The following is a 23189-nucleotide window of genomic DNA, read 5'->3' as shown; positions in this document are numbered from 1 at the left end:
AATCCTTAACTAAACATTCTAAAAACATTCTAAAATCACTATAAAAGCTATTCTTCTCGAAGCACAATCGCAGGGTCGATTTTTGAAGCGCGCAAAACAGGCGGCAACGCAGCAACGCAAGACGCTGCAACGCTAAACACAATAGAAAACGCCACCAGCCACCAATTCACGCTCAAATCTCGCGCAAACACCATTGACGCAAGCAATCGCGCAAATCCATACCCCACTGCCGTACCAGCGATTCCGCCAATAAAACCATAAAGCCCAGATTCTGCAGTGAACTCAATGCCAATGCTTTTAGCGCTCGCACCCAAAGCTTTGCGCAAGCCAATCTCATTTCGGCGCTGTTGCACAATCGAAGAAATCGTAGTGCTTACGCCAACCATCATCAATGCAAGAACAACCAGCGAAACAATCCAAAATAGGCTGCGAAGCATAGCAATAATGCCAGTATCTGCCGCTGTAACTTTAGTAACTTGTTGCGCACGAACACGCATAGAAGTCATATCGTTAATGCTGCGCACAACAGCATCTACGTTCGGCGCAGAAGACGAGTAAGCGATCACGTCCGCACCGCGCTTAACGCCTGTAAGCACACGCAAATCCGCGTTAGTTGCGTAAAGCATGGAATCTTCGGCGTCTCCCGTATCTAAAATGCCGCAAACGCGGAAAGTTGTGCCGTGAGTATCCATAATATCTGTGGAAACTCTGCCTTCAACAAGCTTTTTTGAGGAAGATTTATCTGCTTGATTATCTGCTTGATTTTCTGCTTGATTACCTTGCGACTTACCTTCCAACTTTTGCGCGGGCTTGTGCGAATCCGAGGAATTATCGCCAGCGCGATACGCGATTGCAATGCGCGAACCAATCTTCAATCCCATAGCCGAAGCAACATCTCGCCCAACCATAACGTTGCCACTGCTAGGCCAAGCGCCGTCCACGTTCCAATGCTTATTAAGCGACTTAACATCGGAAACATCCACTCCAGCAAGCACGTACGGAGCCGCATTAATGCGCACATTTTCATAACGGTAGGTAGCAGATCGCATAGCACCTTTTGCAAGAACCATGTCGTTAGTATGCAAAACCATTGCGCGATCAATGCCATTTTTCCACTCGCCTGCAAGCGGCGTCACAATAATATTCGCTCCGTACGTGCGCATTTCGTCACTCATTTGTTGAGGAACAACAATGCAGATTGCAGCCAAGCAAAACAGCGTAGCAGCACCAACAAGAGTGGCAACTACTGCCATAAGCGCACGCGACTTTCGGCGAAAAACCGCGCCAAAAAGCATAGTCGCAAACATTGCGCTATTAGAAGTCATACCCGAACCAGATTTAACGCCCATGAAGCACCTCCGCAGGACGCACATGCAAAATAGAGCGAATAGAAGAGCCAGCAGCAGCAAGAACAGTAATCGCAAGAAGCACAAACACCAGCACAAACACCATTGGTCGAAGCGAAATCGCAGAACCAAACACGCTAAATCCAATCACTTGCGCAACGCCAAAGCCTGCAATCATACCAATAAGCGCACCAACGCACGCAATAACCGCTGTTTCCATAAGCATTAGCCGCGCAACAGCGCCATCGCGCGCACCCAGCGCCTTGAGCAGCGCAAGCTCCCCCGAGCGCTCCGAAATCGCAGCCGCCATAAGATTCGCAACCGCAACAGCTGCCGCAACCAAGCTAAGCGCCGTCATAAGCACCATCACAGCGCGCGTTTTGTTAAGCACGCTGCCTTGCATAGCCGAAACTTGCCGCACTTGCTTTGCAACAGCTCCTGGAATCACTTCTTCAATTTGGTAAGTAATCGAGCTTGGGTAAGCTGTGCAATACCACGTCTCCCACTCTTCTTGGCTAAGAGCCGCTGGATTCTTCGCCGCTTTACGCGCTAAATCGTTTTCTGGCGTAGTCAATGCTTTAACTTCAATCGCCTCAACCATATTTGGCTTGTTTGAAAGGCGTTGTGCCTGGCTGGAATCCGCGTAAATCGCGTTATTGTCACTATCTCCAGAATCGTAGATGCCAACAATTTTAAGTGAGATTTGCCTGCCAGAACGAGTTAGTTTTATTAGCTGACCAACTTTTAAATTATGACTTTTAGCAAGATTTGTGCCAACAGCGGCCTCGCGCTTAAAATCGCGCGGGAATCTGCCTTCAAGCATCTTCCACCAAGACCGCATTCCTTGCACGCCAACAACTGTTGTCTCTCCAGAAGCGAGCGCAAGCTTGCGATTAAACCACGTGCCAACAATCGGAACTACTGAATTAGCAGATTTAGCGGAATTAGTGGATTTAGCAGAAGAAGAATTAGCAGATTCGACAGAAGAACTTGCTTTAAGATTTGCATAAATCGTTAGTTTTGGCGCAAAATTCGTTATGTTAAACGCCCAAAAAATCATTTTAATTTTTGCAGCATCCGATTCCTTCAAAAAAGCGGTAGATTCTTCGCTTTCCGCATCCGCCAAAGTTTGAGAAGTTTGAGAAGTTTGCGAATTACTATAGTCCGACTTTGTGCGAGACGCATACAAGTCGTTCACAACAGCATTCGACTTAGGCTGAACAATAATATTGGATCCGTAAGAGCTAAGCTCCGCGTTAATTTTGTCTCCAACGTCGTAAACAACGCTAAGCATTGCAACGCTTACACACGCACTCAAGCACACAACAATCGCTATAAGAACTCGCTTTTTAATCTGCCTAGCAAGAGATCGCGCAACCATTCGAATCATAAACATTTGCAAGCACTCCTACTTAAAGTGCGAGCTAAGCACGTCTAAATCGGCTGTGTGAATGGTAATTTTGCCGCCACCAGCCTTGTATGGGAATGGAATCGGGTTGCATCCGCCCTTAAAACCAATAGTCGCCAAGTTTATAGCAACATCGCATTTTCGGCATATTATCTTGCCGTCTTTTTCGTAGTAACCTGCGTCTCCGCAATTTTCGCAAGCATCCAAGCCCACACCATACGCTCCACCATTTTTCTTGATGATTATAAAGCGCATAACAGTGCCATCTTTAGCTTTGTATTGGAATCTATGCAAGTGGCCATCGCTAATTTGCACAAAGTTGATTGTTGCTACGCCATCATGCAGCTCGTACGGTTCTGGCGGCGTAAGCGTTGGCTTAATATTCATAAGAGACACGCCAGCAGTAAGCGTAAGTATTACTACGATTGCAGCCATTAGCGCCGCAAGCGCGGACCTTCTAGACTTGCGCTTAAACGCTCGCTTTGCGCGGATTTGTGCAGGATTTTCTCCATCTACAGGCGTCTTAAAACCAATTACAAGAGAAGCGAATGCAGGAATCAAAAACACGCAAATTTGCGCAATAATCATAAGCGGAGCGTTGTTTATAAGCCAAACAAGAATGCTAAACGAAAAATCGTCTATATACAGCAAAATACTTCCTTGCATAATTTGCAGCAGGGATGTTAAATGCTGAATTAGCAAAATTATTAAGCTTAGAATAATTGCGATTTTAAAGGCGCCAATACTCGCGGTTGTGCGCAAAGATCGCACCATAAGACTTATGCAAATCGCAGCAGCCGCGCCAAGAATAAATCCTAGCGCGCGAAGAAGCATATCGGAAGTAAACGGAGGCGTGCTGGAGTCAACGAAAATCGTAAGCTGCAAAATCACGTCTGGGAGCGCGTAAAACACTGTAAACGCTAGGCAAAGCGCGCCAATTGCATTACTTATATGCAAGGGCAGCGGATTTTTGCGCCATTTTGCAACCGTTTTGCCAGACGCGCCAACACAGGCGATTGTTGCAATATCTAGCGGAACAGCAATGCAAAGCGCTGGAAGATTCACAAAATTGCGCTGATTAATCACCACGCTTGCGCGCAAAAATGCAAAAACAAGAGCCGCAACTGTTCCAAAAATCAAACCAAAAAGTCGCCAGCGGCAGCTGATTGGCTTATCTCGTCCCTCGCCAACGCTTAGCGTTGCGCTTAATCCCATTGTAAGCAGCGCAAGAGGGAGCAGCCCTGGAAGTACTGTAACGAACAGCCTGAGCATGTTCCCTCCTTTGCTGTTTATGTGTTATTTGTTATCTATTTTTGTTTTTTATTTATGCGCCATTTTGCACTATTTATGCATTACTCATGCATTCCACTGGCAAAATTACCACTGACGTGGAGTGTACTTCCAATCGTCGAATGTAGCGGTAATTGGCTCAGTCCAGAATCGGCCAGTCACGCCCGTAGCAGGATCTACGTGAAGCATCCAGCCCTTCTTTTCTGGCGATTCAACAGAAAGCACTAACTTGTAGTTTCCAGCCTTATCGAGCTTAACATTTGCACCGTAGTGTGGGCCGTCGGAAGCGTTCATTTGCATAAACGTGCCCTTTACAACAGCGTCGCCGCTCGCCTTATCAATAATTTGATAATTCACAGTCAAATCTGGAATAAACTCGCCCTTTCCGTAGCCAAGCTGTGCACCTTTCTTGTTTGCGTGAATATCTGCCTCAAGGTGGAAGCTTGCCTCGCTTGCCTTTAAGCCCATGCCTGCTGGAACCATGTCGACTGGCTGGAAGTACACAGCGCCAATCGTAAGCGGGCCAATGTTCTGGTCTTGGTGAGGTCCAACTGGAACCTCTTCAAAGCCCTTGTCTCCGCCCTTATCGTCAGCCTTTTGCTCGGATGCTTGTGTCTTAGCAGCAGATTTTGCCGCGTTTCCGTTTGCACCGCAACCAGTGAGTGTTAGCATTCCTGCCAGCGCTAAGGCTGCAATTGCCATCATCTTTTTATTCTTCATATCTAACCTTTTCTATTAGTTATTGTTTATTATTGCTTGATTTTTAGTTTTGATTTTTAGTTTTGACTTATCCGTTAACTGTTGCCAACGGTTGCTTGCGATTTTCGCGCGCGCACAAAACTCACACACAACAGCGCAACAACTACGATTGCAGCTACGACTTGCGCCGAAATCGTTTCAACGTACGGATAGAATCCAAGCCAATCGTTAGTTGGCAAGCCTTGAATATACGCGCCAGCGAGCGCATCGCCCTCTATAAGCGCATGCACACCTCCGCCAGCAAAAATCACCACTAAAATGCACATAAGCGCGCTTGTTCCTGCAAAGAATGGGCGAATCGGTATGCGCACAGACGCAAAGCGAATCAGTAAGAAGATTACAACTAGAACAGCAGCTGCAGCCACGAATCCGCCCCAAATCATGGAGTCAGCTCCGCTTGATACAGCAAAAATCGCTTGGTAGAAGATTACGGTTTCTGCACCTTCGCGAAACACTGCTAGGAAGCTTAGCAACGCTAGAGAAATCAGGCTGCCTTTAGAAACGGCTGCCGTTGTTTGGTTGCGAATATACTCGTTCCAAGCTTGCACAGAAGATCTTGAAATCATCCAATTACTTGTGTACAGCAGCATAAGCATTGCAAACAGCGCCACAACGCCTTCCGTAATCTCTTGCTGCGGTCCAGAGCCATTGAATAACAATCCAAATAGCGCAGCAACAACAAGCGATGCCGCAATTCCAGCAACAAGACCCATGTAAATGTACTTAACCATGCTCTTGTGCCCAGATTTAATAAGATACGCGATTATTGCAGCAACAACTAGCAGAGCTTCCAACCCTTCGCGAAGCAAAATTATAAAAGCCTGACCAAAGGAGCTTGTTATAAATTGCATAAACACATTGGCATTAGCCGCCGCACCGCCGTCTAGCTTAGATGCATCTTCAATAAGCATTGACTTAAGATCTGTAAACAGCTTTTTTGTTTGCGCAAATGATTTGCCATTGTTCATAGCTTGCCTGCACTCTTTGAATTGATATTCAACAGTGCTTACTCGGCTTCCGCTTATTGCGTTCATAACGTTCTTCTCGAAACCGAGCTTTTCGTAATACTGGTAATAGGCTTCGTTCACTAAATCAACAGCTTTTGCAACTTCTTGCTTATTTGCTTTTGCTGCTTTATACGTTGATGCAGATTTGTCGAGTATAACGTTCATTTCTCGCGCTACTTGACTCCAAGTTCTGCCGTTTCGTCCAAGATTCTTCTTTTTTGCAGCATCGAGCTTTTTGCGTTCTTTTGCGATTTGCGCACGCAATTTGGATGCATAAACATTCGGCTTATCTAGATTTGCGTTTGAGTCTAATTGAGATGCGGTTTGCGCAACGTCTGCTTCTAGAGCAGATACAACTTCACTAATTTGCGCGGCCTGATTTTGTTGATATACCAGCGTTTGTAACTGTTGGAATTGGTCACTTTGCGATTGGACTTTATTCTGACTAATCGCATCTCGCACAACTGTAATCATGTTTGAAGCTACATAAACAGAGTTGTATGCAGCTTGAAACCTGGTTGCTGCTCCTGCCATATTTGCGTTTGCATACTCGCTTTTGCCTTGTTCTAGCTGATCTTTAATAGCTAAAGAAACTTCCGACCAAGTGTTGTATGTTTTATTGGCATCCGTAGCATAAGCAGGCGTTGGAGCTGCGATTAGTCCAGCAAGCCCAGCAACACCAGCAAACCCAGCAAACCCAGCAAACCCTATTGCGCAACTTACAAAAACGCATATAGCAAGTAAAAATGCATACACTTGCCGTGCTTTTTGGCGCGCTTTTGCACACGCGTGCATAATGTCTCCATATCTCCTTTGGCTCTAATCCCCATCGAGCGCACCCAACTTCTTTTATTTTCGTCCTATTTTTTAGTTTTATCTGCAGCTTTTATCTTTAAGTTTTAGCTTCAGTTTTTAGTCTTCAGTTTTAATCGTTCAAATTTTTTGGCGATTTCTACGCGGTTGTTCTGTTTTGTTATATTTGAAGTCGCCTCGCAAGTAACCCCATCAACATAATATCGATATATCAAGTAGATTGATATAGTTCAGAGCAAAAAACTCGCAAATATTACAAAAATGATATTGATAACGATAATTATCAATCTTTTTGCGAATCATATTGAGAAAAGCCAATAAGCCCAACAAACTCATTAAACATGTTTCTCATACTTTCTACAATGCGACTTTTCTTCTCAGCGCGCGCCTTAGCCGCAGCGCCAAATCTGCTCATTCTAGGCATTAAATCATTAATATCTGTACCAAGCTCACTCACTTCGCCAGCGCTAAAAGATTTCTCCATAAACTTGCGAGTCAAAGCATCGTTTAATCCTTCGCTTTGCACGAGTTGCGCCAAATCATGATTATACTTTTTCTCAACATACTCGCTCCAGCAATCAACAATGCTCAACTTGTTGCCGTTAGAATCGTAAACGGTAATGTTACCTTCAGAATCCACAAGATTCCCAAGCTCATTCTCGTTAAGCTGCGCAATAAACCCTTCAATAAGCTTCTTTTTACTACGCAACTGCGGGCTAGAGTCAACCGCCACCCTAATAGAAGCAAGAACATTTTTATCTTTACAATGCTTGCTATGGTAATGTTCTACTAACATCAAAATGTAGTCAATATTTACTTCTACTTGGCGCACAAGCTCCATCTCAAACACAACGTCATCCGTAATGTCTGCAATCTCGCCTTTTTGCTCTTTGCGCTTCCACTCTTCATGCAAATCCTGGTAATGCCCCAAGTAATCTTGCATATCGCGCTCTTTGATTATTTCGTTGCCTTCAAATTGATCGAAAGCTTTCAGCATATTACGCAATCGCAGTATATTACCAAAAAGCGATATAAACTTTTTCTGATTCTCTTCTCCAACAATGTTGAATCCTTGCAGCGGATACTTTTCCATAAGCTCATTTACTAAATCGCTGTATCCACAACGCTCAATTCCTTTAGCATCAATATAACCGTTATAAATCTGCTCAAACGTAGGGCATAGCACAATACCTTGCGCATCTTTATCTCCAAAAAGAGCTACCGCTTCGTCAACTCTATAACTCAAATCCCTAAAGCACACAATGTTTCCGAATGTTTTAACGGAGTTTAAGATTCGATTTGTGCGCGAAAACGCTTGAATAAGCCCATGCATGCGAAGATTTTTATCTACCCAAAGCGTGTTCAAAGTTGTTGCATCAAAACCAGTTAGAAACATGTTGACTACAATCAAAACGTCAATTTCCTTATTTTTCATGCGAATTGAAACGTCTTTGTAATAGTTTTGGAATTTGTTATTTGACGCATCATACGCAGTATTAAACATTTCGTTATAGTCTTTTATTGCACTTTCCAAGAATTCTTGCGAATTTGCGTCTAGATTTGCCGTGCTTTCTGAATTTTCTTCTCCAAGAGAACCCATGCCGTTGGCGTACGCCGAAGAATCTGACTCACCCTCGTTTACTGCATAGCTAAAAATAGTTGCTACTTTTAAGCGTTCGCTTGGAGGCAGATTTTGCTGCTGCTTTTTGAACTCGTTGTAATACGCTTTTGCAAGAGGAATGTCTGCAACAGCAAAGATTGAATTAAATCCGTTTACGTCAACTGCTTCAGAAGATTTTTTAGCATCTAAAGTATTATGCTTATCTGCAGCAAGTTCTTTAACGTTAATAATGCGCTTGTATTTGTAAGTTTTCTCGTTGCGATACGTTTTTTGAGTAAAATGCTCAATAATGTATTGAACAACATTATGCACGCGCTCCGGGTGCTTAATTACATCTGATCGATTAATATCTTTAACCAATTCGTCGGTTGCTTTTTCCAGCTCGCTCGACGTTTTTACAGTAGCAACGTATTCCACGCGGAATGGCAACACATTTTTATCGTTAATCGCGTTAATGATTGTGTACGTGTGCAAGCACGGTCCAAAGGTTTGCTCGGTTGTAGAAATATGCGCAGCGTCGGAGCCAGCAGCGTTCGCTTCAAAAATTGGCGTGCCAGTAAACCCAAAAAGCAGAGCATTTTTAAAGTGTTTTACAATATCTGCATGCATGCCTCCAAACTGACTTCTGTGGCATTCGTCAAAAATAAACACTATGCGCTTTTTGTAAATTTCATGGCTTGGGTTGTTGCTTATAAACCTACTAAGCTTTTGAATAGTGGTTATAATAAGCCTGCATTCTTCCGTATTGTCTTCTAGCTGTTTTGTAAGCACAGATGTTGAAGTGTTACTATTTGCGGCTCCTTTTTCAAACCTGTCGTATTCTCTCATTGTTTGATAGTCAAGATCTTTACGGTCTACAACAAACAAAACTTTGTCAACAAGATTCTTGCCTTCTGCGTCTTTTAACGCTTTTACTAGCTGCGATGTTTTGAAGCTAGTTAGCGTTTTGCCAGATCCAGTAGTATGCCAAATATAGCCGCCCTTTTGACGCTCTGATGCTGGCGTTTTGCTCGCATTAGCAAACATGTATTTTACGCGATTCACTATGTTTTCTGCTGCAGTAATCTGGTATGGTCGCATTACCATCAAGCATTTGTCTGCATTAAAAACGCAATATTTTGTAAGAATGTTAAGAATTACGTGCTTTGCAAAGAATGTTCTAGCAAAATCGCATAAGTCGGAGATTATAGTGTTTTGAGCATCGGACCAATAGTTTGTAAATTCAAAACTGTTACTTGTTGTTGTGTTGCTAGATCCTTTGCTTTTCTGCTCGTTGTAAGCATTATTGCGAGTTGAGTTGGAGTAATACTTTGTTTCAGTGCCGTTTGAGATTACGAAAATTTGCACGTATCCAAATAGTCCGCTTCCAGCCCAAAATGAGTCACGAGCATAACGGTTAATTTGATTGAACGCTTCTCTAATAGGCACACCTCTGCGCTTTAGCTCAATGTGAACCATTGGCAAGCCGTTTACTAAAACAGTCACATCGTAACGATTGCTACGAGCAGGGCCATTTGCATCATTATCGTTTGCATTATTGTTTGCACTATCGTTTGCGTTAACAGCATACTGGTTGATTACTTGCACAATATTCTTGTGAATATTTTCTTTGTCAATAATAGTAATGTTCTTATCTGTGCCGTCATCTTTTTTGAGTATTTTAACGTTATCTCGCTGAATAGTATCTGTTTTCTTAACTATATCGTCAGTGCTGTTTGCAATATTTTCTTTGAAAAATCTTTCCCACTCATCATTTGAAAAATGGTAGTCGTTGAGCTTTTCGATTTGCACGCGAAGATTTGCTATAAGATCTTTCTCGTTGTGAATGTGAGCATACTCGTAGCCTTGGGATTGCAAAATGTTAATGAACTCTTCTTCGAGTTGCGCTTCGCTTTGATAGTTGCCGTTATTGCGCGCGCTCGGCGTAAATGTAGACATTACAGTGCTATCTTGATTCTCTAACACGATTTTCATTTTGCTTCCTTCTTATCTACTCACACTCGAATTTTTAATTACGCACGCTTGAAGGTTAGGAGTTGATCTCGATAATACTCGTATTGCTTGCGTCTAGCTTCGATTTCTGCAGGCAAGCCTTGAGTTAGATCATTGCACAATGCGTCAAAGCGATCCAGAATTTGTACGATTTGATTCTGTACTTCTAGAGGCGGGATGGGGAGAACTAACTCCTCCAAGTCAGACTTGTTAATTGCAGGAACTCCGCCATCTTTCTTAAGAGACAATATTGCATACGAATTATTTGACAAGCAATAATACAGATATTTATTTAATACAAAGTCAGCATTTCCAGCGATTTTATAACATAAAGGTCCAAGCCAAAACTTATTTTTTTGATACCCAACATAACCAATACCACCTTGACCTCTAGAAGGCGTTGTCACCACATCCCCATCACAATTCCAATCTAATGAATATCCAGAATTAGTAGTTCCAGCATTAATATATTCATACAAAGAAGGTGATTCTTGAATATCACTTAATTTACTGCCAGTTGAAATAAAAGCAATATCACCGAGTTTTTTATACTCCACACCGTTTGGGCAGTAGCGCGAGATAAGCGAGTGTAGAGGATTATTATCGTTAAAAGTGAGCAAGGTATCGCGATAATACTCGTATTGCTTTTTACGGTCTGTAAGCTCTGCTGTAAGCTCTGCTGTAAGCTCTGTGAACGTGTCTAAAATCCGCACAATCTCCGCTTGAACCTCAAGCGGCGGAACTGGGATTTCAAAATCTTTTATGCTTGAAATATGCACATGTGGTACGCCGCCGCCTTTTTTCGTAGCATAAATAGCTTCCTGCTTACTAAGCAAAACATAATACAAAAACTTAGTTAATGTTAAATCATTTACACCCTTAACAGAAAAAGCATCGCAAACAAAAATAGGTTTATCCCAATATTGCACAAATCCAGCACCTGCACCACTGCCAGCAACAGTGATAGTTTCGCCGTTCCTATTAGAAATATCACAATAATAAGCTGGTTCGCGACCGCCAGAAATCACAGGAATATCACCAGGATTAACACTCTTTTTTGTAACAGTCGTGCCGCGCTTCATATCAGACACATCACTTAGTGCCTTATACTCCACACCATTCGGGCAAAGCTCAGCGATTAATTCCTCAAGTTTGCTAGTCATTGAGCCACCTCGCTATTATCAAAGTTAACGCTGCCAGCTTCAATCTCGCTTACAATCTTCTCAATTTGCTCGCGTAACTCTTGCTCACGAGCGCAAATAGTTTGCAATTGCGCATTAAGCTCCGCAATATCAATCTTCTCGCGAGTATCTTCCGCTTCAACATAAGTGGAGACGGAAAGATTGTATTTATTGGATTCCACTTCTTCCAAAGACGCTACGTGCGCAATGTGCTCCACATCTTGCCTAGCAGTGTACCACTTAACAATCTGCTCAATGTTCTCGTCCGAAAGCTTGTTACTATTCGTTGACTTTACAAACTCTCGGCTCGCATCAACAAACAATATAGAAGTATCATTCCGCTTGTTTTTGCGCAAAACCATAATGCACGTAGCAATCGAAGTGCCAAAGAATAAGTTGCTCGGAAGTTGAATCACGCAATCAACAGCATTATGCTCAACTAAATATTGGCGAATCTTTTGCTCGGCTCCGCCGCGGTACATAATCCCAGGGAAGCAAACAATAGCAGCAGCACCGTTTTCCGCCAAATACGCCAAGCAGTGCAACACAAACGCCATGTCTGCCTTGCTTTTTGGAGCAAGCACACCAGCTGGAGCAAAACGAGGATCGTTAATCATCAACGGATTAGAATCCCCCTCCCAACTCGTAGAATAAGGCGGATTAGAAACAACTAGCTCAAACTTTTTATTATCCTCGTTTTTCGGCTTTATAAGAGTATCGCCGCACGTAATAGTAAACTTATCAAAATTCACATCGTGCAAAAACATGTTCATGCGGCACAAGTTGTAGCTAGTAACGTTCTTTTCTTGACCGTAAAAACCGCCATTAATGTTTTCAATGCCTAGCACTTTTTTGGCTTTTAAAAGAAGCGAGCCAGAACCGCATGCGGGGTCATATACGTCTGAAATGCTTGATTTTCCAATGGTTCCAAGGCGCGTGAGCAGCATTGAAACTTCTGCAGGCGTAAAGTATTCGCCACCAGACTTGCCAGCGTTAGAAGCGTACAAGCCCATTAAATACTCGTAAGCATCACCAAAAGCCTCAATCACGTTGTTGTTTACACTACCAAGCTTCATCTCACTAATAACTTGCAATAACCTAACAAAACGCTTATTTCTGCCTTCAACAGTATCTGCAAGCTTAATATTATTCACATCGTAATCGGAGAATAATCCCTTAAAATCGTCAGACGAATCAGTTCCTTGAGAAGAAGCTTCAATATTGCGGAACACGCGGCTCAACGTTTCGTTTAGATTGCTATCTTGAGGAGCATTCTTAAGCACATTGCAAAACAGCTCGCTAGGAAGTATAAAGAAGCCTTTAGCAGAAATCATCTCACTGCGAAGAGGCTCGGCATCTTCATCGCTTATTTTTGCATAATCAAAGTCTGGATCGCCGCCTTCAGATTCATGCTCGTTTTTATTGATGTAATCGCATAAATTCTCGGAAATATAGCGATAAAACATAGTGCACAATACGTATGCTTTGAAGTCCCAACCATCAACGGAACCTCGCAAATCGTCGGCAATCTTCCAAATCGTGCGATGCAATTCCGCGCGTTCTTCTTCTTTGCGAGTGTCCATTTTACTGCTCCCTATTCGTGCAATTCGCGCAATTCGTGCAAGCGTATGCGCAATATATAAATAAACGCAATAATTAAATAAACTAAATACGCGTTCTTTAATATTCTACTGTAAACGCGCACAATCAACAGCAACGCCACTCGCATCGCTTAGCCTAGCTTCGATTCTTGCAAGCAAGATAGCTCGCATAGTCATTATTGGGCATTAGTTGGCATTATTCAGCATTAGTCCGCATTACTCAGCATCATTCGGCAAAAAAGTGCACTGGGAATGCACGCGTTTTGCGAAGCGCATGATTTGGCGAGATTACAGCAAACTCAGCACTGGTAGTTTGCACGATTTTTTGCAAATCGCTTTCTTGCGATACAAACAATGCCGTTGCGAGCGCATCGGCGTAAGCTGTTGGAAAATCGCAAGTTTTAGCAGGAATATAAACCCAGCTGGCGCATAAATCGAAAGCAGGAATGCCGTCAAGCGCATTAATCAAGTGAGTCGCAATTAAATTAGACTCAAAGCCACTTGCATCTTTGCCTAAGCAACTTGCTTCTTTTACTTTCCAACGCTTTCTTGCACTAGACGATGCACACAACGCTCCGCTTGCGATTGATGCCACTCCAACTGCTTGAGTTGTGTCAAACGGATTTTCCAGAGCCACTTTTATTTGATCATTCTCTTCGCTAAAACAAGCGCGCATATCTCCGCCAGCGTTTACAAGAAAATCAAAATCCGCATGCGAATCGCTATCCGCAGGCGAATCACTACCAAGCTCCTCTTTAATAATCTGTGTTACGAGATCTACAAAATAGCCCTTTCCAGCTGCACCAAAATCAAGCTGCACTGGCTGATTTGTGCAAAGCGTTGCACTGCCGCTATCTTGCGAAATATCCGACCACGTAACTGGAAGAGCGCGGCGATAGTTAGACCAACTGTCACTATCATCACTCGCGCTAGATGCCGACTCTGGAACGAATTGCACAGAATTATTGTAGCCAAGCGCAAGCAGATCCCCGCCGATGCACGCGTCGAAAGCACCGCGAGTGGCATCGTAAAACTCGCTATAAAGTGCAAAGAGTGGCCCAGCCCATGCTGGAAACTCAAACTCGCCGCCATGCTCCGCACGAGCCATGCGCGAAACAAGCGAATCCGCACGAAAGCGCGAAAGCACCGATTCATACTCTTCAATAAAATCGCGAATCCGCTTCTGCACGCGCTGCGAAATCGGCACGCTGCTAGAGATAATAATCCCCGTGCCAAGTGCGCGCTCAATCGCCACAACGTTCCTAAACATCGCTTGCCTCACTCCCAACATCAAACACTTTATCAATCATAAAAAACCACAACAATACCCCCCCCTCCAAAAAAGCCACAAAACAGCAAAATGTCGTCATGGTTTACAGGAAGTCGCATTCTATACCTACATTTTGGCAAAATGAAGGCATAGCACGCAAAAAATACTCATCTATACCTACATTTTCGCAAAAACGCACTATAGAAACATCGGAAGCATTGGCAACATCACGTGTCCACTATTCAAGCAACACTAACGCTTGACGTTAGTAACGCAATGCATTACCATAGTTTTATGGAAACCAGAGAAAAGGAACTTAATGATTACCTATACGGCGGATCATACCCCAAAGGTTATCCAACAGGATTAGAAAAAATCCTAAAGAGAAAGCTACAGATACTAAAGGCTGCATACAATTTACAAGACCTTAAAGCGCCACCAGGGAATCAACTTGAGCCACTCAAAGGCAATTTACTTGGGTATTGGAGCATAAGAGTAAATAAACAGTACAGACTAATCTTCAAATGGAACGATAATACGAAAGAAGCTTACGATGTCTACTTCGACGACTACCACAGATAACTATTTGAGCACTCCAGGCGAAATCTTGCGCGAAGAATTTATGGAACCTCTTAAAATAAGCTCATACAAGCTTGCTCACACTATCGGCACATCGCAAACAGCTATTGGAGAAATTTTAAACGGCAGACGCGAAATCAGTGTAGCAATGGCATACAAGCTATCTAAAGCTTTTAGAACTACCCCAGATTTTTGGCTCAATCTTCAACGAGACTACGACATTTTGCGATTTGACGAATCCAGCATCGGCAACATAACACCACTCGTTTCGGCGTAACATGATTTACACGCTTTAATGCTGAGCAAATACCACTTCGCAAGGTTGAAAATTTTTGGGTAAGCAGAAAAAAAAAATCGGGCGACGCATAAATGCATCGCCCGCAAAACTTCCGTTTTCAAGTCGTATTTAATAAATTACTATGATGGCTGTACATTATATACAATCTCTTTACAAAAAGCATACATCTGTTGCAGTGATGTAGATGACTTATACAAGTCCTTATTACTAATCATCCTACCGTCAAACAATTCCTTGATTTCCTGCAAACAATGATCCTTCAAATCCTCACTCTTTATAACATCATCTACAGCAATAAGCAGCGAAATAAAATCTTGCACACAGTTATTTTTCAACCGATTTTGAATAGTCCTTTTTCTTACATCAGGCAATAATTCAACAAGTCTAGAAGCTAAATAACTATTATAAAAACCATCTTTATTCGTTAAATCATGAATAACACAATTGCTATGAGCTGCAGCATTTCGTATACTTCTTATGCTATCCAGCAATGTACAATTAAATCCACAGTATTGATACTTTGAACAATAATACTTGTAAAAATTAACAAATTCTCCAAATGGAATCACTTCTAGAAAAACATATATAGGATAATTAGGGTGAGTATATTTACCCAATATATTCTTCACATACGCAGTAGAACGTCTATTATCAAGCTCTGTTGTAATGCGTGGATACTCTGCGATATATTCACTTACTATACTGAATTCATCAATATTTTTTCTTGTATATTTTTTAATATATTAACTTTTAAAGAATGTTCCACATTAAGACTTGCGCCAATTATCCAACGCCTTAAATACATATCAATAATAGATAAATCTTTTAGAGCCATAAAATCAAGACCCACATATTTACCATTATGCTTATGAAAATTGGCTTTGTAGGCAGTAACTTTAACATAATAATTATGCTCATTCAAAAATGAAATAGCATCCTCAACTGTACATTCTTGAAAAGTGACACCCTTATTTTTTAGTTTATCTATAAGTTGTTCTGTCTTTAACATGAAACCCCCATCCACAAAAAATAATTCAAATAATTAATAAAACTATTTATTTTTTCTTTAATGATTCAAGTATAAGAAAGAACACGAAAAGCAGGAAGAATAAGTAAGTAGATAAATACACACACTTTAACGCTGAGCAAATCCCACTTCGCAAATTTGAAAATTTTTTAATTTTGCGAAGTGAAACGATATTCACATAAGCCGCAAAACATAATAAACAGAACGCAATAAACAGAATACAAAAGGGCCTTCGAGTGTGAACGCAAGCAAGAAAGAAAACAAGCAAGCGAACACACGCGAAAGCCCTAAAACACTAGCGCTAACACGTAGCAGTAATATTAATTAGCTACGCACCTTACGCAACACTGCACCAGAAGCCGCAAACATCAAAGCAGCAAAAGCCACTAAAACGCCAGCAGCACCAGTAACAGGCAAAACACCCTTACCATCACCCTGGCCAGACGTACTATTTGCAACAGTAATATCCGTCCAAGCAAGCTGATTACCCTGCTCATCCACAAGAACAACAGTATGCTTACCAGAATAACCAGCAGGGAATTGCGCATCAAAATAAGGAACACCATCAGCGCCAAGCTTAACAGTCACAAAATCACTACCATCCACGCTACGCAAAAGCTTAGGAGTGGAATACATAAACGCGTAAGCCTTAACAGAACCCTCGCTATGCAAGCGATCAAGGAACGCCTTGTTGCTAACGTTCACAAAAACCTTGTTCACAGAACCTGCAACAACACTGTTGTTGAATCCAACCTTTAGCGTACCTTTTAATTCTGGCTTAAGATCATTAACACTCTTAGGAGCCGCAGGAACTACGGCTTTAGCTTGAGCTGTCTTCTCAGAAGACTCAGTCTTAGTGGAAGAATCTTGAGTAGCATTGGAATCGGAAACAGATGGAGCAGATGGAGCTTTTTCTGCAGGCTTATCACCAGACTTATCTTCCGACTTATCTGGGAGAACATCACCAGAAGCTCCTGGATTCTTTTCACGCGCACTATTCTTGCTCTTCTTAGCTTCCGCAAGAAGATTCTCTAAAGCAACCAATCTAGACTTCTTAGAGTTACGAATCAAATTAGCTATAAAGTGGAAACCTTGATCATCTGCTTGCTTAGCTAGATCTTCCTTTTCTACCTTATAGTTTTTAATAGCGTTCTTAAGATTTACAGAAATCTTATTATTAAATTCTACGGCAGCAGCACCAGCTTGATTTGCTTCAGCAGTAGTAAAGTCAGCAAAAGTCTTATTGCCAAAACTATTTACAACTCCAAGGAACTTTGCAACAGCAGTCTTTTCATCACCAGTAGCAGTAAACATTCCCGTGTTAACTAGCTGAGCTAATTCAACGGCATTAGTATAAGATTTTTCTTGGCCATCGCGACGCTTTTGCAATTCTTTTCTAAAGAATTCAATCTGGGAAGGCGTAGCACTTTTACCACTTGCTTTTAAAGCCTTAAGAAAATCTTCCTCTGATGTCCCTAGGTCTACAATGCCTTTAATTGCACTATCTGTAATTGTTTTTTGAGCTTCGTTAAATAAAGCACGAGCGCCACTAAAAGTCGCAGCTTTGCTCATAAGCGTAGCAGTAAAGTTGAAACCTTTAGCTTTTGCTTGCTTAATTAAGTCTTCCTTAGCATACTTCTCTGCTTCGTTAAGCAAATTTTCCAAAGAAGCTAAAGAACTGTAATTAGACTCTTTAATCTTGTTAGCAACTAAAGTAAGACCCTCATCTTTAGCTTTTTTAACTAAAGCAGCTTTACCATTAACGTATGCGCTTTGAGCATTATCGCGCTTATCTTTACTACCGTAGAAAATTTTCTTCGCCGACGTGAAGTCACCAGCTTCACGCATCTGCTTAGCAAGATCATGCAAACCAATAACGTCGAGATGCCTAGCACGATATTTAACAATCGTGTCATCTACATGCTTAACAACACTAGCATTACCGTCACCATGACCAGTAACCTTTGAAGCATTCTTGCTAACATAATCTAAAAGCTCAGCAATTTCACTTTTAAGAAGACCAGAGTTTTTTACACGGTTTTCGAGCTTCGCTACAGAAGGATGCTTAGCAGATTCTCCACCGCTATTCGTTTGAACTGTAGTCGCGCTATTAGCCAACGCTGGCATTGCAAACGCAATTCCCGAAACAAAAGTCGCTACCGCTGCAAATGCGGCAATCGCTTTTTTACTTAACATACTTTTCCTTTCCTCTCATCACGAATCATCGTGCGAAGAGCCTATTTGCTAAAACAGCACAATAAGTGATTCAATTTAGGCTTAAATTAAATCATTACAAAGTATGCAGATACCCTACCCCCCTAATGTATTGTTATAACCTTTCCATAACAGATAAACAGGGATGAAACAGAAATAAAACAGATCAAACGCTAAAACAGATAAAACAGATAAAACAAAAGCAGGAGTCGCGATAAATAATCGCAAACTCCTGCAATATATGAAACTTAGGCCTTATAAAACCGTAAGAGTCAGGCTAAATAACTTTTGCATTAGGCAAAACGTTGCCGTCTTTATCAACATTGCAACTATGCTCAACAGCAATCGTAATGTGATCGTTGTCAACGGAATAAAAGCCGTCAGTCACCTTAAAAACGTGACGAACGCCTTGCAAATCGTCAACCTTTACAAATCCGTGATCAATCAACGCAAGCACAGCCTCATGCCCAGGAAGAACACCCATTGTGCCATTCACAGAAGGAATAACAACAAACTTAGCATCGCCTTCCCAAACAGGATGCCTGGCTGCAACCACACTAACGTGCAGCGTTTTCACTTGCTTTTCTGCCATAATCACGCACCAAACTCTTGCTGCATATCGTGCCAACGACGCTCAAGATCGTCAATGCCACCAATGCCAGAGAACGCCTGCTCAGGGATCTCGTCGTAAACGCCATCGCAAATGCGCGTAAACGCTTCAATCGTCTCGTCTGCTGGAACATAAGAACCTGGGCGGCCAGTAAACTTTTCGGCCACGTAGAAGTTCTGACCAAGGAACTGCTCAATCTTACGAGCGCGGCTCACAGTGGTCTTATCTTCTTCACCAAGCTCATCAATACCAATCAAAGCGATGATGTCTTGAAGCTCCTTATTACGCTGCAAAATGGCCTTTACGCGGTTAGCGCAATCGTAGTGAGCCTGGCCAACATAACGAGGATCCAAAATTCTAGAAGTAGAAGCCAAAGGATCCACAGCTGGGTAAATACCCTTAGCTGCAATGTCTCGCGAAAGCTCGGTAGTTGCATCCAAGTGCGTAAACGTTGTTGCAGGTGCAGGATCGGTGTAATCATCTGCAGGCACGTAAATAGCCTGAAGCGACGTAATAGAATGGCCGCGCGTAGAAGTAATACGCTCCTGCAACGCACCCATCTCGTCTGCCAAGTTTGGCTGATAACCAACTGCAGAAGGCATACGACCAAGCAACGTAGAAACCTCGGAACCAGCCTGAGTAAAGCGGAAGATGTTGTCGATAAACAGCAACACATCCTGATTCTGCACATCGCGGAAGTATTCAGCCATAGTCAAAGCGGTAAGAGGCACGCGAAGACGAGTCCCAGGAGGCTCATCCATCTGACCAAAGACAAGCGCCGTCTTCTCCAAAACGCCAGCCTCAGCCATTTCGCCAATCAAATCGTTACCCTCACGAGTACGTTCGCCAACACCAGCAAACACAGACACGCCGCCGTGATTCTGTGCAACGCGCTGAATCATCTCCTGAATCAACACGGTTTTACCAACGCCTGCGCCGCCGAACAGACCAATCTTTCCGCCCTGAACGTAAGGCGTAAGCAAATCTATAACCTTAATGCCCGTTTCAAACATTTGAGTCTTAGACTCAAGCTGATCGAAAGCAGGTGGATTGCGGTGGATTGGCCAACGCTCAGTCACCTCAATATTCTCGCCTGGCTTAGCGTTCAAAATATTGCCAGTAACGTCAAAAACGTGACCTTTTGTAACATCTCCAACAGGCACAGAAATTGGGCCGCCAGTGTCCCTAACTAAAGCGCCGCGAACCAAACCGTCCGTAGGCTTAAGCGCCACTGCTCGCACAGTTGAATCACCAAGGTGCTGCTCAACTTCCAATGTAATCTCGTGGACGGTATCTCCCTCCGTGTTTCCAACGGTGTTGATATCAACCTTGAGAGCATTGTAAATATCTGGAAGATAGCCAACTGGGAACTCAACGTCAATCACGGAACCCTGAACACGGGTTACGCGGCCAGCCGTTGGGTCGCTTTCCTTTGCATCTTCTGGAGGTGCTGTGGTCTGATTTTCAGCCATATGCTCCTATTCCTCCTCATTATTCAGCGCATCAGCGCTGCCGATAATCTCGGTAAGTTCTTGTGTAATGGAAGCCTGGCGAGAAGCATTAAGCTTTCTCGTTAAATCATCCACCAAATTGCGGGCGTTGTCTGTAGCCGTGTGCATAGCATTTTGCCTACTAGCTGTTTCGGAAGCGGCAGATGTAAGCAAGCATTCGTGAATACGCGACTGAATATACTTTGGCAAAACCGCATCCAAAACCTCGTCTGGGCTAGGCTCAAAGCAATATTCCACAGCATCTGGATTGCTGCGACTAACAGCTTCTTCACGCGCCGAAACCGCACCCGTAGACGAAAGCGAAGCAGAAGGGCCAGAAGCCGCCTCGTAGTCAGGCCTATGCATAGCAAACTCTTCGCCGTCTTTTAACGGAACCAGCTCAACTGGAAGCATGCGTAGCGTACGAACCTTTTGCCTCACCATGTTTATAAACTCAGTGAACACAATGTAAAGCTCGCTAACACCGCCATCTTCTTCGGGAGTCATGTACGCGTCCATTAAAGTATCGGAGATTCGCTCTGCGATTGTTACATCAGGATGATCCGTAGACCCTTCCCAAGTGCCTGCAACGTCGCGATTACGATACTTGTAATAGGTTGCACCTCGGCGACCATACACGTACAACTCTGCGTGCTTTCCTTCGGCATCTAGCTTTGTAAGCAGAGCCTCGGTTTCTCGAATAATCGAAGACGTAAACGCGCCCGCCATTCCGCGGTCGGAAGTCAACGCCAGCACGGCTACGCGATTGCCCGCACGCTCTTTTCCAAAGATTGGATGCTTAATGTTTGCTTCGTGATGAGCTACCAACGCCTGCACGGCATCGAAAATTGCGTCGCTGTATGGCTTAGCATTAAGCGCAATATCTCGCGCTTTTGCAATATGCGAAGACGCAATCATTTCCTGAGCCTTAAAGATTTTACCCAAAGACTGTGTGGAAATAATTCTCGATTTCAATGCAAGTTGGGAAGACATACGCTACTTCCCCTCAGACTCGTTATTGCTTGAATCGCGACCATCCGACTTTGGCTTTGCAACAAGCTTTTCCTTCTCAACAGGAGCAGGATTTTCAGCAGGAGGCAAAGAATCCTTAACAATCAAAGGCTTTCCTGCAGAAGTCTTAAATGACTTACGGAAATCTTCGATTGCTGCATCAAGCTTTGCTTCTGTCTCTTTTGTAAAGTCCTCGGTATCGCGAATCACCTGCAAAATGTCGGTTCCTTTATCGAGATAATCCAACATCTCGCTTTCAAAGCGAAGCACGTCTTTTACAGGAATGTCGTCTAACTTTCCATGAGTACCAGCCCACACGGAAACAACCTCTTGCTCCATGGAACGAGGCGAGAACTGCTTCTGCTTAAGCAACTCGGTTAAGCGAGCGCCACGAGTGAGCTGAGCCTTGGAAGCTGCATCCAAATCGGAAGCAAACATTGCAAAAGATTCCAAAGACTTGTAACGAGCCAACGAAATCTTAAGCATGCCAGAGACCTTCTTCAAAGCCTTAGCCTGAGCAGCACCACCAACACGAGACACGGAAATACCAACATCGACTGCTGGGCGCTGACCCGCGTTGAACAAATCGGACTGCAAGAAGATCTGACCATCGGTGATAGAAATCACGTTGGTTGGAATGTATGCAGAAACATCGTTTGCCTTGGTCTCAATAATTGGCAAGCCAGTCATTGAGCCGCCGCCCATATCGTCGGAAAGCTTTGCGCATCTTTCTAGCAGACGAGAGTGAAGATAGAACACGTCGCCTGGGTACGCTTCACGCCCAGGTGGGCGACGAAGAAGCAAAGAAATCGAACGATATGCTTCTGCTTGCTTAGACAAGTCGTCGAAAACAATCAAAACATGCTTGCCGTTGTACATCCAATGCTGTCCAATTGCAGAACCAGTGTATGGAGCAATGTACTTAAAACCTGCAGAATCCGAAGCTGGGCTTGCAACGATTGTTGTGTACTTCATAGCGCCTGCTTCTTCGAGGCTTTGACGTACAGCAGCGATTGTTGAACCCTTTTGTCCGATTGCTACGTAAATGCAACGAACTTGCTTCTTTGGATCTCCGCTTTCCCAGTTTGTGCGCTGGTTAATAATCGTATCGATTGCGATTGCTGTTTTACCAGTTTGACGATCGCCAATAATCAGCTGACGCTGACCGCGGCCGATTGGCGTCATTGCGTCAATGGCCTTTAAGCCAGTAGACAAAGGCTCGTCCACAGGGTGACGATGAATCACGTCTGGAGCCTGGGCTTCAAGAATACGACGCTCCTTGCACTCAATCGCACCAAGACCATCAATTGGATTACCCAATGGGTCTACTGTACGACCAAGATAGGCGTCTCCCACTGGCACAGATAACACTTCGCCAGTGCGGTAAACTTCCTGCCCTTCTTCAATGCCCGTAAAATCGCCTAGAATAACCACGCCGATTTCGTGAGCATCAAGGTTAAACGCTAGGCCCAAGGTGTCGTTCTCAAAGGTGAGCAGCTCGTTTGCCATGCAGCCAGTCAATCCAGCTACGTGCGCAATGCCGTCACCAGCCGTAACAACATATCCAACTTCTTGCGTTGGCATGTCTGCTGGCTTGTACGAGTCAACAAACCCGTCAAGTGCCTTGCGTATAAGGGCGGGATCAATAGATAGTTCCGCCATAATTCTCCTT

The 23189-nt window shown here is 43.4% G+C and carries 18 protein-coding genes; 2 read left to right on the top strand and 16 right to left on the bottom strand.

The window, feature by feature from the left end; translation table 11 throughout:
- Window positions 1-47: 47 nt before the first annotated feature.
- From NYP65_RS04890 to NYP65_RS04850, 9 genes are all read right to left on the bottom strand, one after another.
- Window positions 48-1349 carry an ABC transporter permease gene (locus NYP65_RS04890; protein WP_473410706.1) on the bottom strand — a complete coding sequence of 434 codons (1302 nt, stop codon included), beginning with the start codon at window positions 1347-1349 and terminating at the stop codon, window positions 48-50.
- Window positions 1339-2742 (bottom strand): ABC transporter permease, encoded by a 1404-nt coding sequence (locus NYP65_RS04885; RefSeq protein ID WP_473410705.1) that lies wholly within the window; start codon window positions 2740-2742, stop codon window positions 1339-1341. Before NYP65_RS04885 ends, NYP65_RS04890 begins: the two co-directional genes overlap by 11 nt.
- A gap of 12 nt (window positions 2743-2754) precedes the next feature.
- A complete protein-coding gene (locus tag NYP65_RS04880; RefSeq protein WP_473410704.1) occupies window positions 2755-4026 on the bottom strand; it encodes a Fe-S-containing protein in 1272 nt (423 codons plus the stop codon).
- Between the two features lie 105 nt (window positions 4027-4131).
- Window positions 4132-4764 carry an iron transporter gene (locus tag NYP65_RS04875; RefSeq protein ID WP_473410703.1) on the bottom strand — a complete coding sequence of 211 codons (633 nt, stop codon included), beginning with the start codon at window positions 4762-4764 and terminating at the stop codon, window positions 4132-4134.
- A 74-nt stretch (window positions 4765-4838) separates the two neighbouring features.
- Complete coding sequence (locus NYP65_RS04870; protein ID WP_473410702.1) at window positions 4839-6605, bottom strand: FTR1 family iron permease; 1767 nt, start codon at window positions 6603-6605, stop codon at window positions 4839-4841.
- A gap of 301 nt (window positions 6606-6906) precedes the next feature.
- Window positions 6907-10218, bottom strand: coding sequence for a type I restriction endonuclease subunit R (locus tag NYP65_RS04865; RefSeq protein WP_473410701.1), 3312 nt, complete (start codon window positions 10216-10218; stop codon window positions 6907-6909).
- A 38-nt stretch (window positions 10219-10256) separates the two neighbouring features.
- Entirely contained in the window at window positions 10257-11399 is a 1143-nt protein-coding gene (locus NYP65_RS04860; RefSeq protein ID WP_020758068.1) for a restriction endonuclease subunit S, read from the bottom strand.
- Window positions 11396-13000 (bottom strand): type I restriction-modification system subunit M, encoded by a 1605-nt coding sequence (locus NYP65_RS04855; RefSeq protein WP_473410700.1) that lies wholly within the window; start codon window positions 12998-13000, stop codon window positions 11396-11398. The genes NYP65_RS04860 and NYP65_RS04855 overlap by 4 nt, the downstream gene beginning before the upstream one ends.
- Before the next feature lie 244 nt (window positions 13001-13244).
- Complete coding sequence (locus NYP65_RS04850) at window positions 13245-14288, bottom strand: FAD:protein FMN transferase (RefSeq protein WP_473410699.1); 1044 nt, start codon at window positions 14286-14288, stop codon at window positions 13245-13247.
- A 294-nt stretch (window positions 14289-14582) separates the two neighbouring features.
- Here NYP65_RS04850 and NYP65_RS04845 point away from each other — a divergent pair, with 294 nt between their 5' ends.
- Together NYP65_RS04845 and NYP65_RS04840 are read left to right on the top strand one after the other, a co-directional pair.
- Window positions 14583-14870, top strand: coding sequence for a type II toxin-antitoxin system RelE/ParE family toxin (locus NYP65_RS04845; protein WP_020758781.1), 288 nt, complete (start codon window positions 14583-14585; stop codon window positions 14868-14870).
- On the top strand, window positions 14842-15144 hold the full coding sequence (locus NYP65_RS04840) for a HigA family addiction module antitoxin (RefSeq protein ID WP_473410698.1): 303 nt from the start codon (window positions 14842-14844) through the stop codon (window positions 15142-15144). The genes NYP65_RS04845 and NYP65_RS04840 overlap by 29 nt, the downstream gene beginning before the upstream one ends.
- 140 nt (window positions 15145-15284) lie before the next feature.
- On the opposite strand, the gene NYP65_RS04835 is transcribed toward NYP65_RS04840, so the two are convergent.
- From NYP65_RS04835 to atpA, 7 genes are all read right to left on the bottom strand, one after another.
- Complete coding sequence (locus tag NYP65_RS04835) at window positions 15285-15782, bottom strand: Abi family protein (RefSeq protein WP_257983661.1); 498 nt, start codon at window positions 15780-15782, stop codon at window positions 15285-15287.
- 80 nt (window positions 15783-15862) lie between these two features.
- Window positions 15863-16174, bottom strand: coding sequence for an Abi family protein (locus NYP65_RS04830; protein ID WP_263053128.1), 312 nt, complete (start codon window positions 16172-16174; stop codon window positions 15863-15865).
- Window positions 16175-16516: 342 nt separating this feature from the next.
- Window positions 16517-18388 (bottom strand): hypothetical protein, encoded by a 1872-nt coding sequence (locus tag NYP65_RS04825; RefSeq protein ID WP_473410697.1) that lies wholly within the window; start codon window positions 18386-18388, stop codon window positions 16517-16519.
- A gap of 295 nt (window positions 18389-18683) precedes the next feature.
- Window positions 18684-18998, bottom strand: a complete 315-nt coding sequence (locus tag NYP65_RS04820) for a F0F1 ATP synthase subunit epsilon (RefSeq protein ID WP_004131539.1) — start codon at window positions 18996-18998, stop codon at window positions 18684-18686.
- 2 nt (window positions 18999-19000) lie between these two features.
- A complete protein-coding gene (gene atpD / locus NYP65_RS04815) occupies window positions 19001-20488 on the bottom strand; it encodes a F0F1 ATP synthase subunit beta (protein WP_004133619.1) in 1488 nt (495 codons plus the stop codon).
- A 6-nt stretch (window positions 20489-20494) separates the two neighbouring features.
- Window positions 20495-21499 (bottom strand): F0F1 ATP synthase subunit gamma, encoded by a 1005-nt coding sequence (locus NYP65_RS04810; protein ID WP_004131536.1) that lies wholly within the window; start codon window positions 21497-21499, stop codon window positions 20495-20497.
- 3 nt (window positions 21500-21502) lie between these two features.
- The gene (gene atpA / locus NYP65_RS04805) at window positions 21503-23179 is read right to left on the bottom strand and encodes a F0F1 ATP synthase subunit alpha (RefSeq protein ID WP_004131535.1); all 1677 of its coding nucleotides are present in this window, start codon (window positions 23177-23179) and stop codon (window positions 21503-21505) included.
- Window positions 23180-23189: the final 10 nt, after the last annotated feature.

It is taken from the genome of Gardnerella sp. c12Ub_1, from assembly GCF_055804375.1.
Note: the sequence above shows the minus strand (reverse complement) of the source record. Positions and strands in the feature narration are given on the sequence as shown.

What these genes read in the sequence shown, in the direction of transcription:
- NYP65_RS04890 (WP_473410706.1), bottom strand. Translation starts at nt 1,349, where the DNA reads ATGGGCGTTAAATCTGGTTCGGGTATGACTTCTAATAGCGCAATGTTT.
- NYP65_RS04885 (WP_473410705.1), bottom strand. Translation starts at nt 2,742, where the DNA reads ATGTTTATGATTCGAATGGTTGCGCGATCTCTTGCTAGGCAGATTAAA.
- NYP65_RS04880 (WP_473410704.1), bottom strand. Translation starts at nt 4,026, where the DNA reads ATGCTCAGGCTGTTCGTTACAGTACTTCCAGGGCTGCTCCCTCTTGCG.
- NYP65_RS04875 (WP_473410703.1), bottom strand. Translation starts at nt 4,764, where the DNA reads ATGAAGAATAAAAAGATGATGGCAATTGCAGCCTTAGCGCTGGCAGGA.
- NYP65_RS04870 (WP_473410702.1), bottom strand. Translation starts at nt 6,605, where the DNA reads ATGCACGCGTGTGCAAAAGCGCGCCAAAAAGCACGGCAAGTGTATGCA.
- NYP65_RS04865 (WP_473410701.1), bottom strand. Translation starts at nt 10,218, where the DNA reads ATGAAAATCGTGTTAGAGAATCAAGATAGCACTGTAATGTCTACATTT.
- NYP65_RS04860 (WP_020758068.1), bottom strand. Translation starts at nt 11,399, where the DNA reads ATGACTAGCAAACTTGAGGAATTAATCGCTGAGCTTTGCCCGAATGGT.
- NYP65_RS04855 (WP_473410700.1), bottom strand. Translation starts at nt 13,000, where the DNA reads ATGGACACTCGCAAAGAAGAAGAACGCGCGGAATTGCATCGCACGATT.
- NYP65_RS04850 (WP_473410699.1), bottom strand. Translation starts at nt 14,288, where the DNA reads ATGTTTAGGAACGTTGTGGCGATTGAGCGCGCACTTGGCACGGGGATT.
- NYP65_RS04845 (WP_020758781.1), top strand. Translation starts at nt 14,583, where the DNA reads ATGGAAACCAGAGAAAAGGAACTTAATGATTACCTATACGGCGGATCA.
- NYP65_RS04840 (WP_473410698.1), top strand. Translation starts at nt 14,842, where the DNA reads ATGTCTACTTCGACGACTACCACAGATAACTATTTGAGCACTCCAGGC.
- NYP65_RS04830 (WP_263053128.1), bottom strand. Translation starts at nt 16,174, where the DNA reads ATGTTAAAGACAGAACAACTTATAGATAAACTAAAAAATAAGGGTGTC.
- NYP65_RS04825 (WP_473410697.1), bottom strand. Translation starts at nt 18,388, where the DNA reads ATGTTAAGTAAAAAAGCGATTGCCGCATTTGCAGCGGTAGCGACTTTT.
- NYP65_RS04820 (WP_004131539.1), bottom strand. Translation starts at nt 18,998, where the DNA reads ATGGCAGAAAAGCAAGTGAAAACGCTGCACGTTAGTGTGGTTGCAGCC.
- atpD (WP_004133619.1), bottom strand. Translation starts at nt 20,488, where the DNA reads ATGGCTGAAAATCAGACCACAGCACCTCCAGAAGATGCAAAGGAAAGC.
- NYP65_RS04810 (WP_004131536.1), bottom strand. Translation starts at nt 21,499, where the DNA reads ATGTCTTCCCAACTTGCATTGAAATCGAGAATTATTTCCACACAGTCT.
- atpA (WP_004131535.1), bottom strand. Translation starts at nt 23,179, where the DNA reads ATGGCGGAACTATCTATTGATCCCGCCCTTATACGCAAGGCACTTGAC.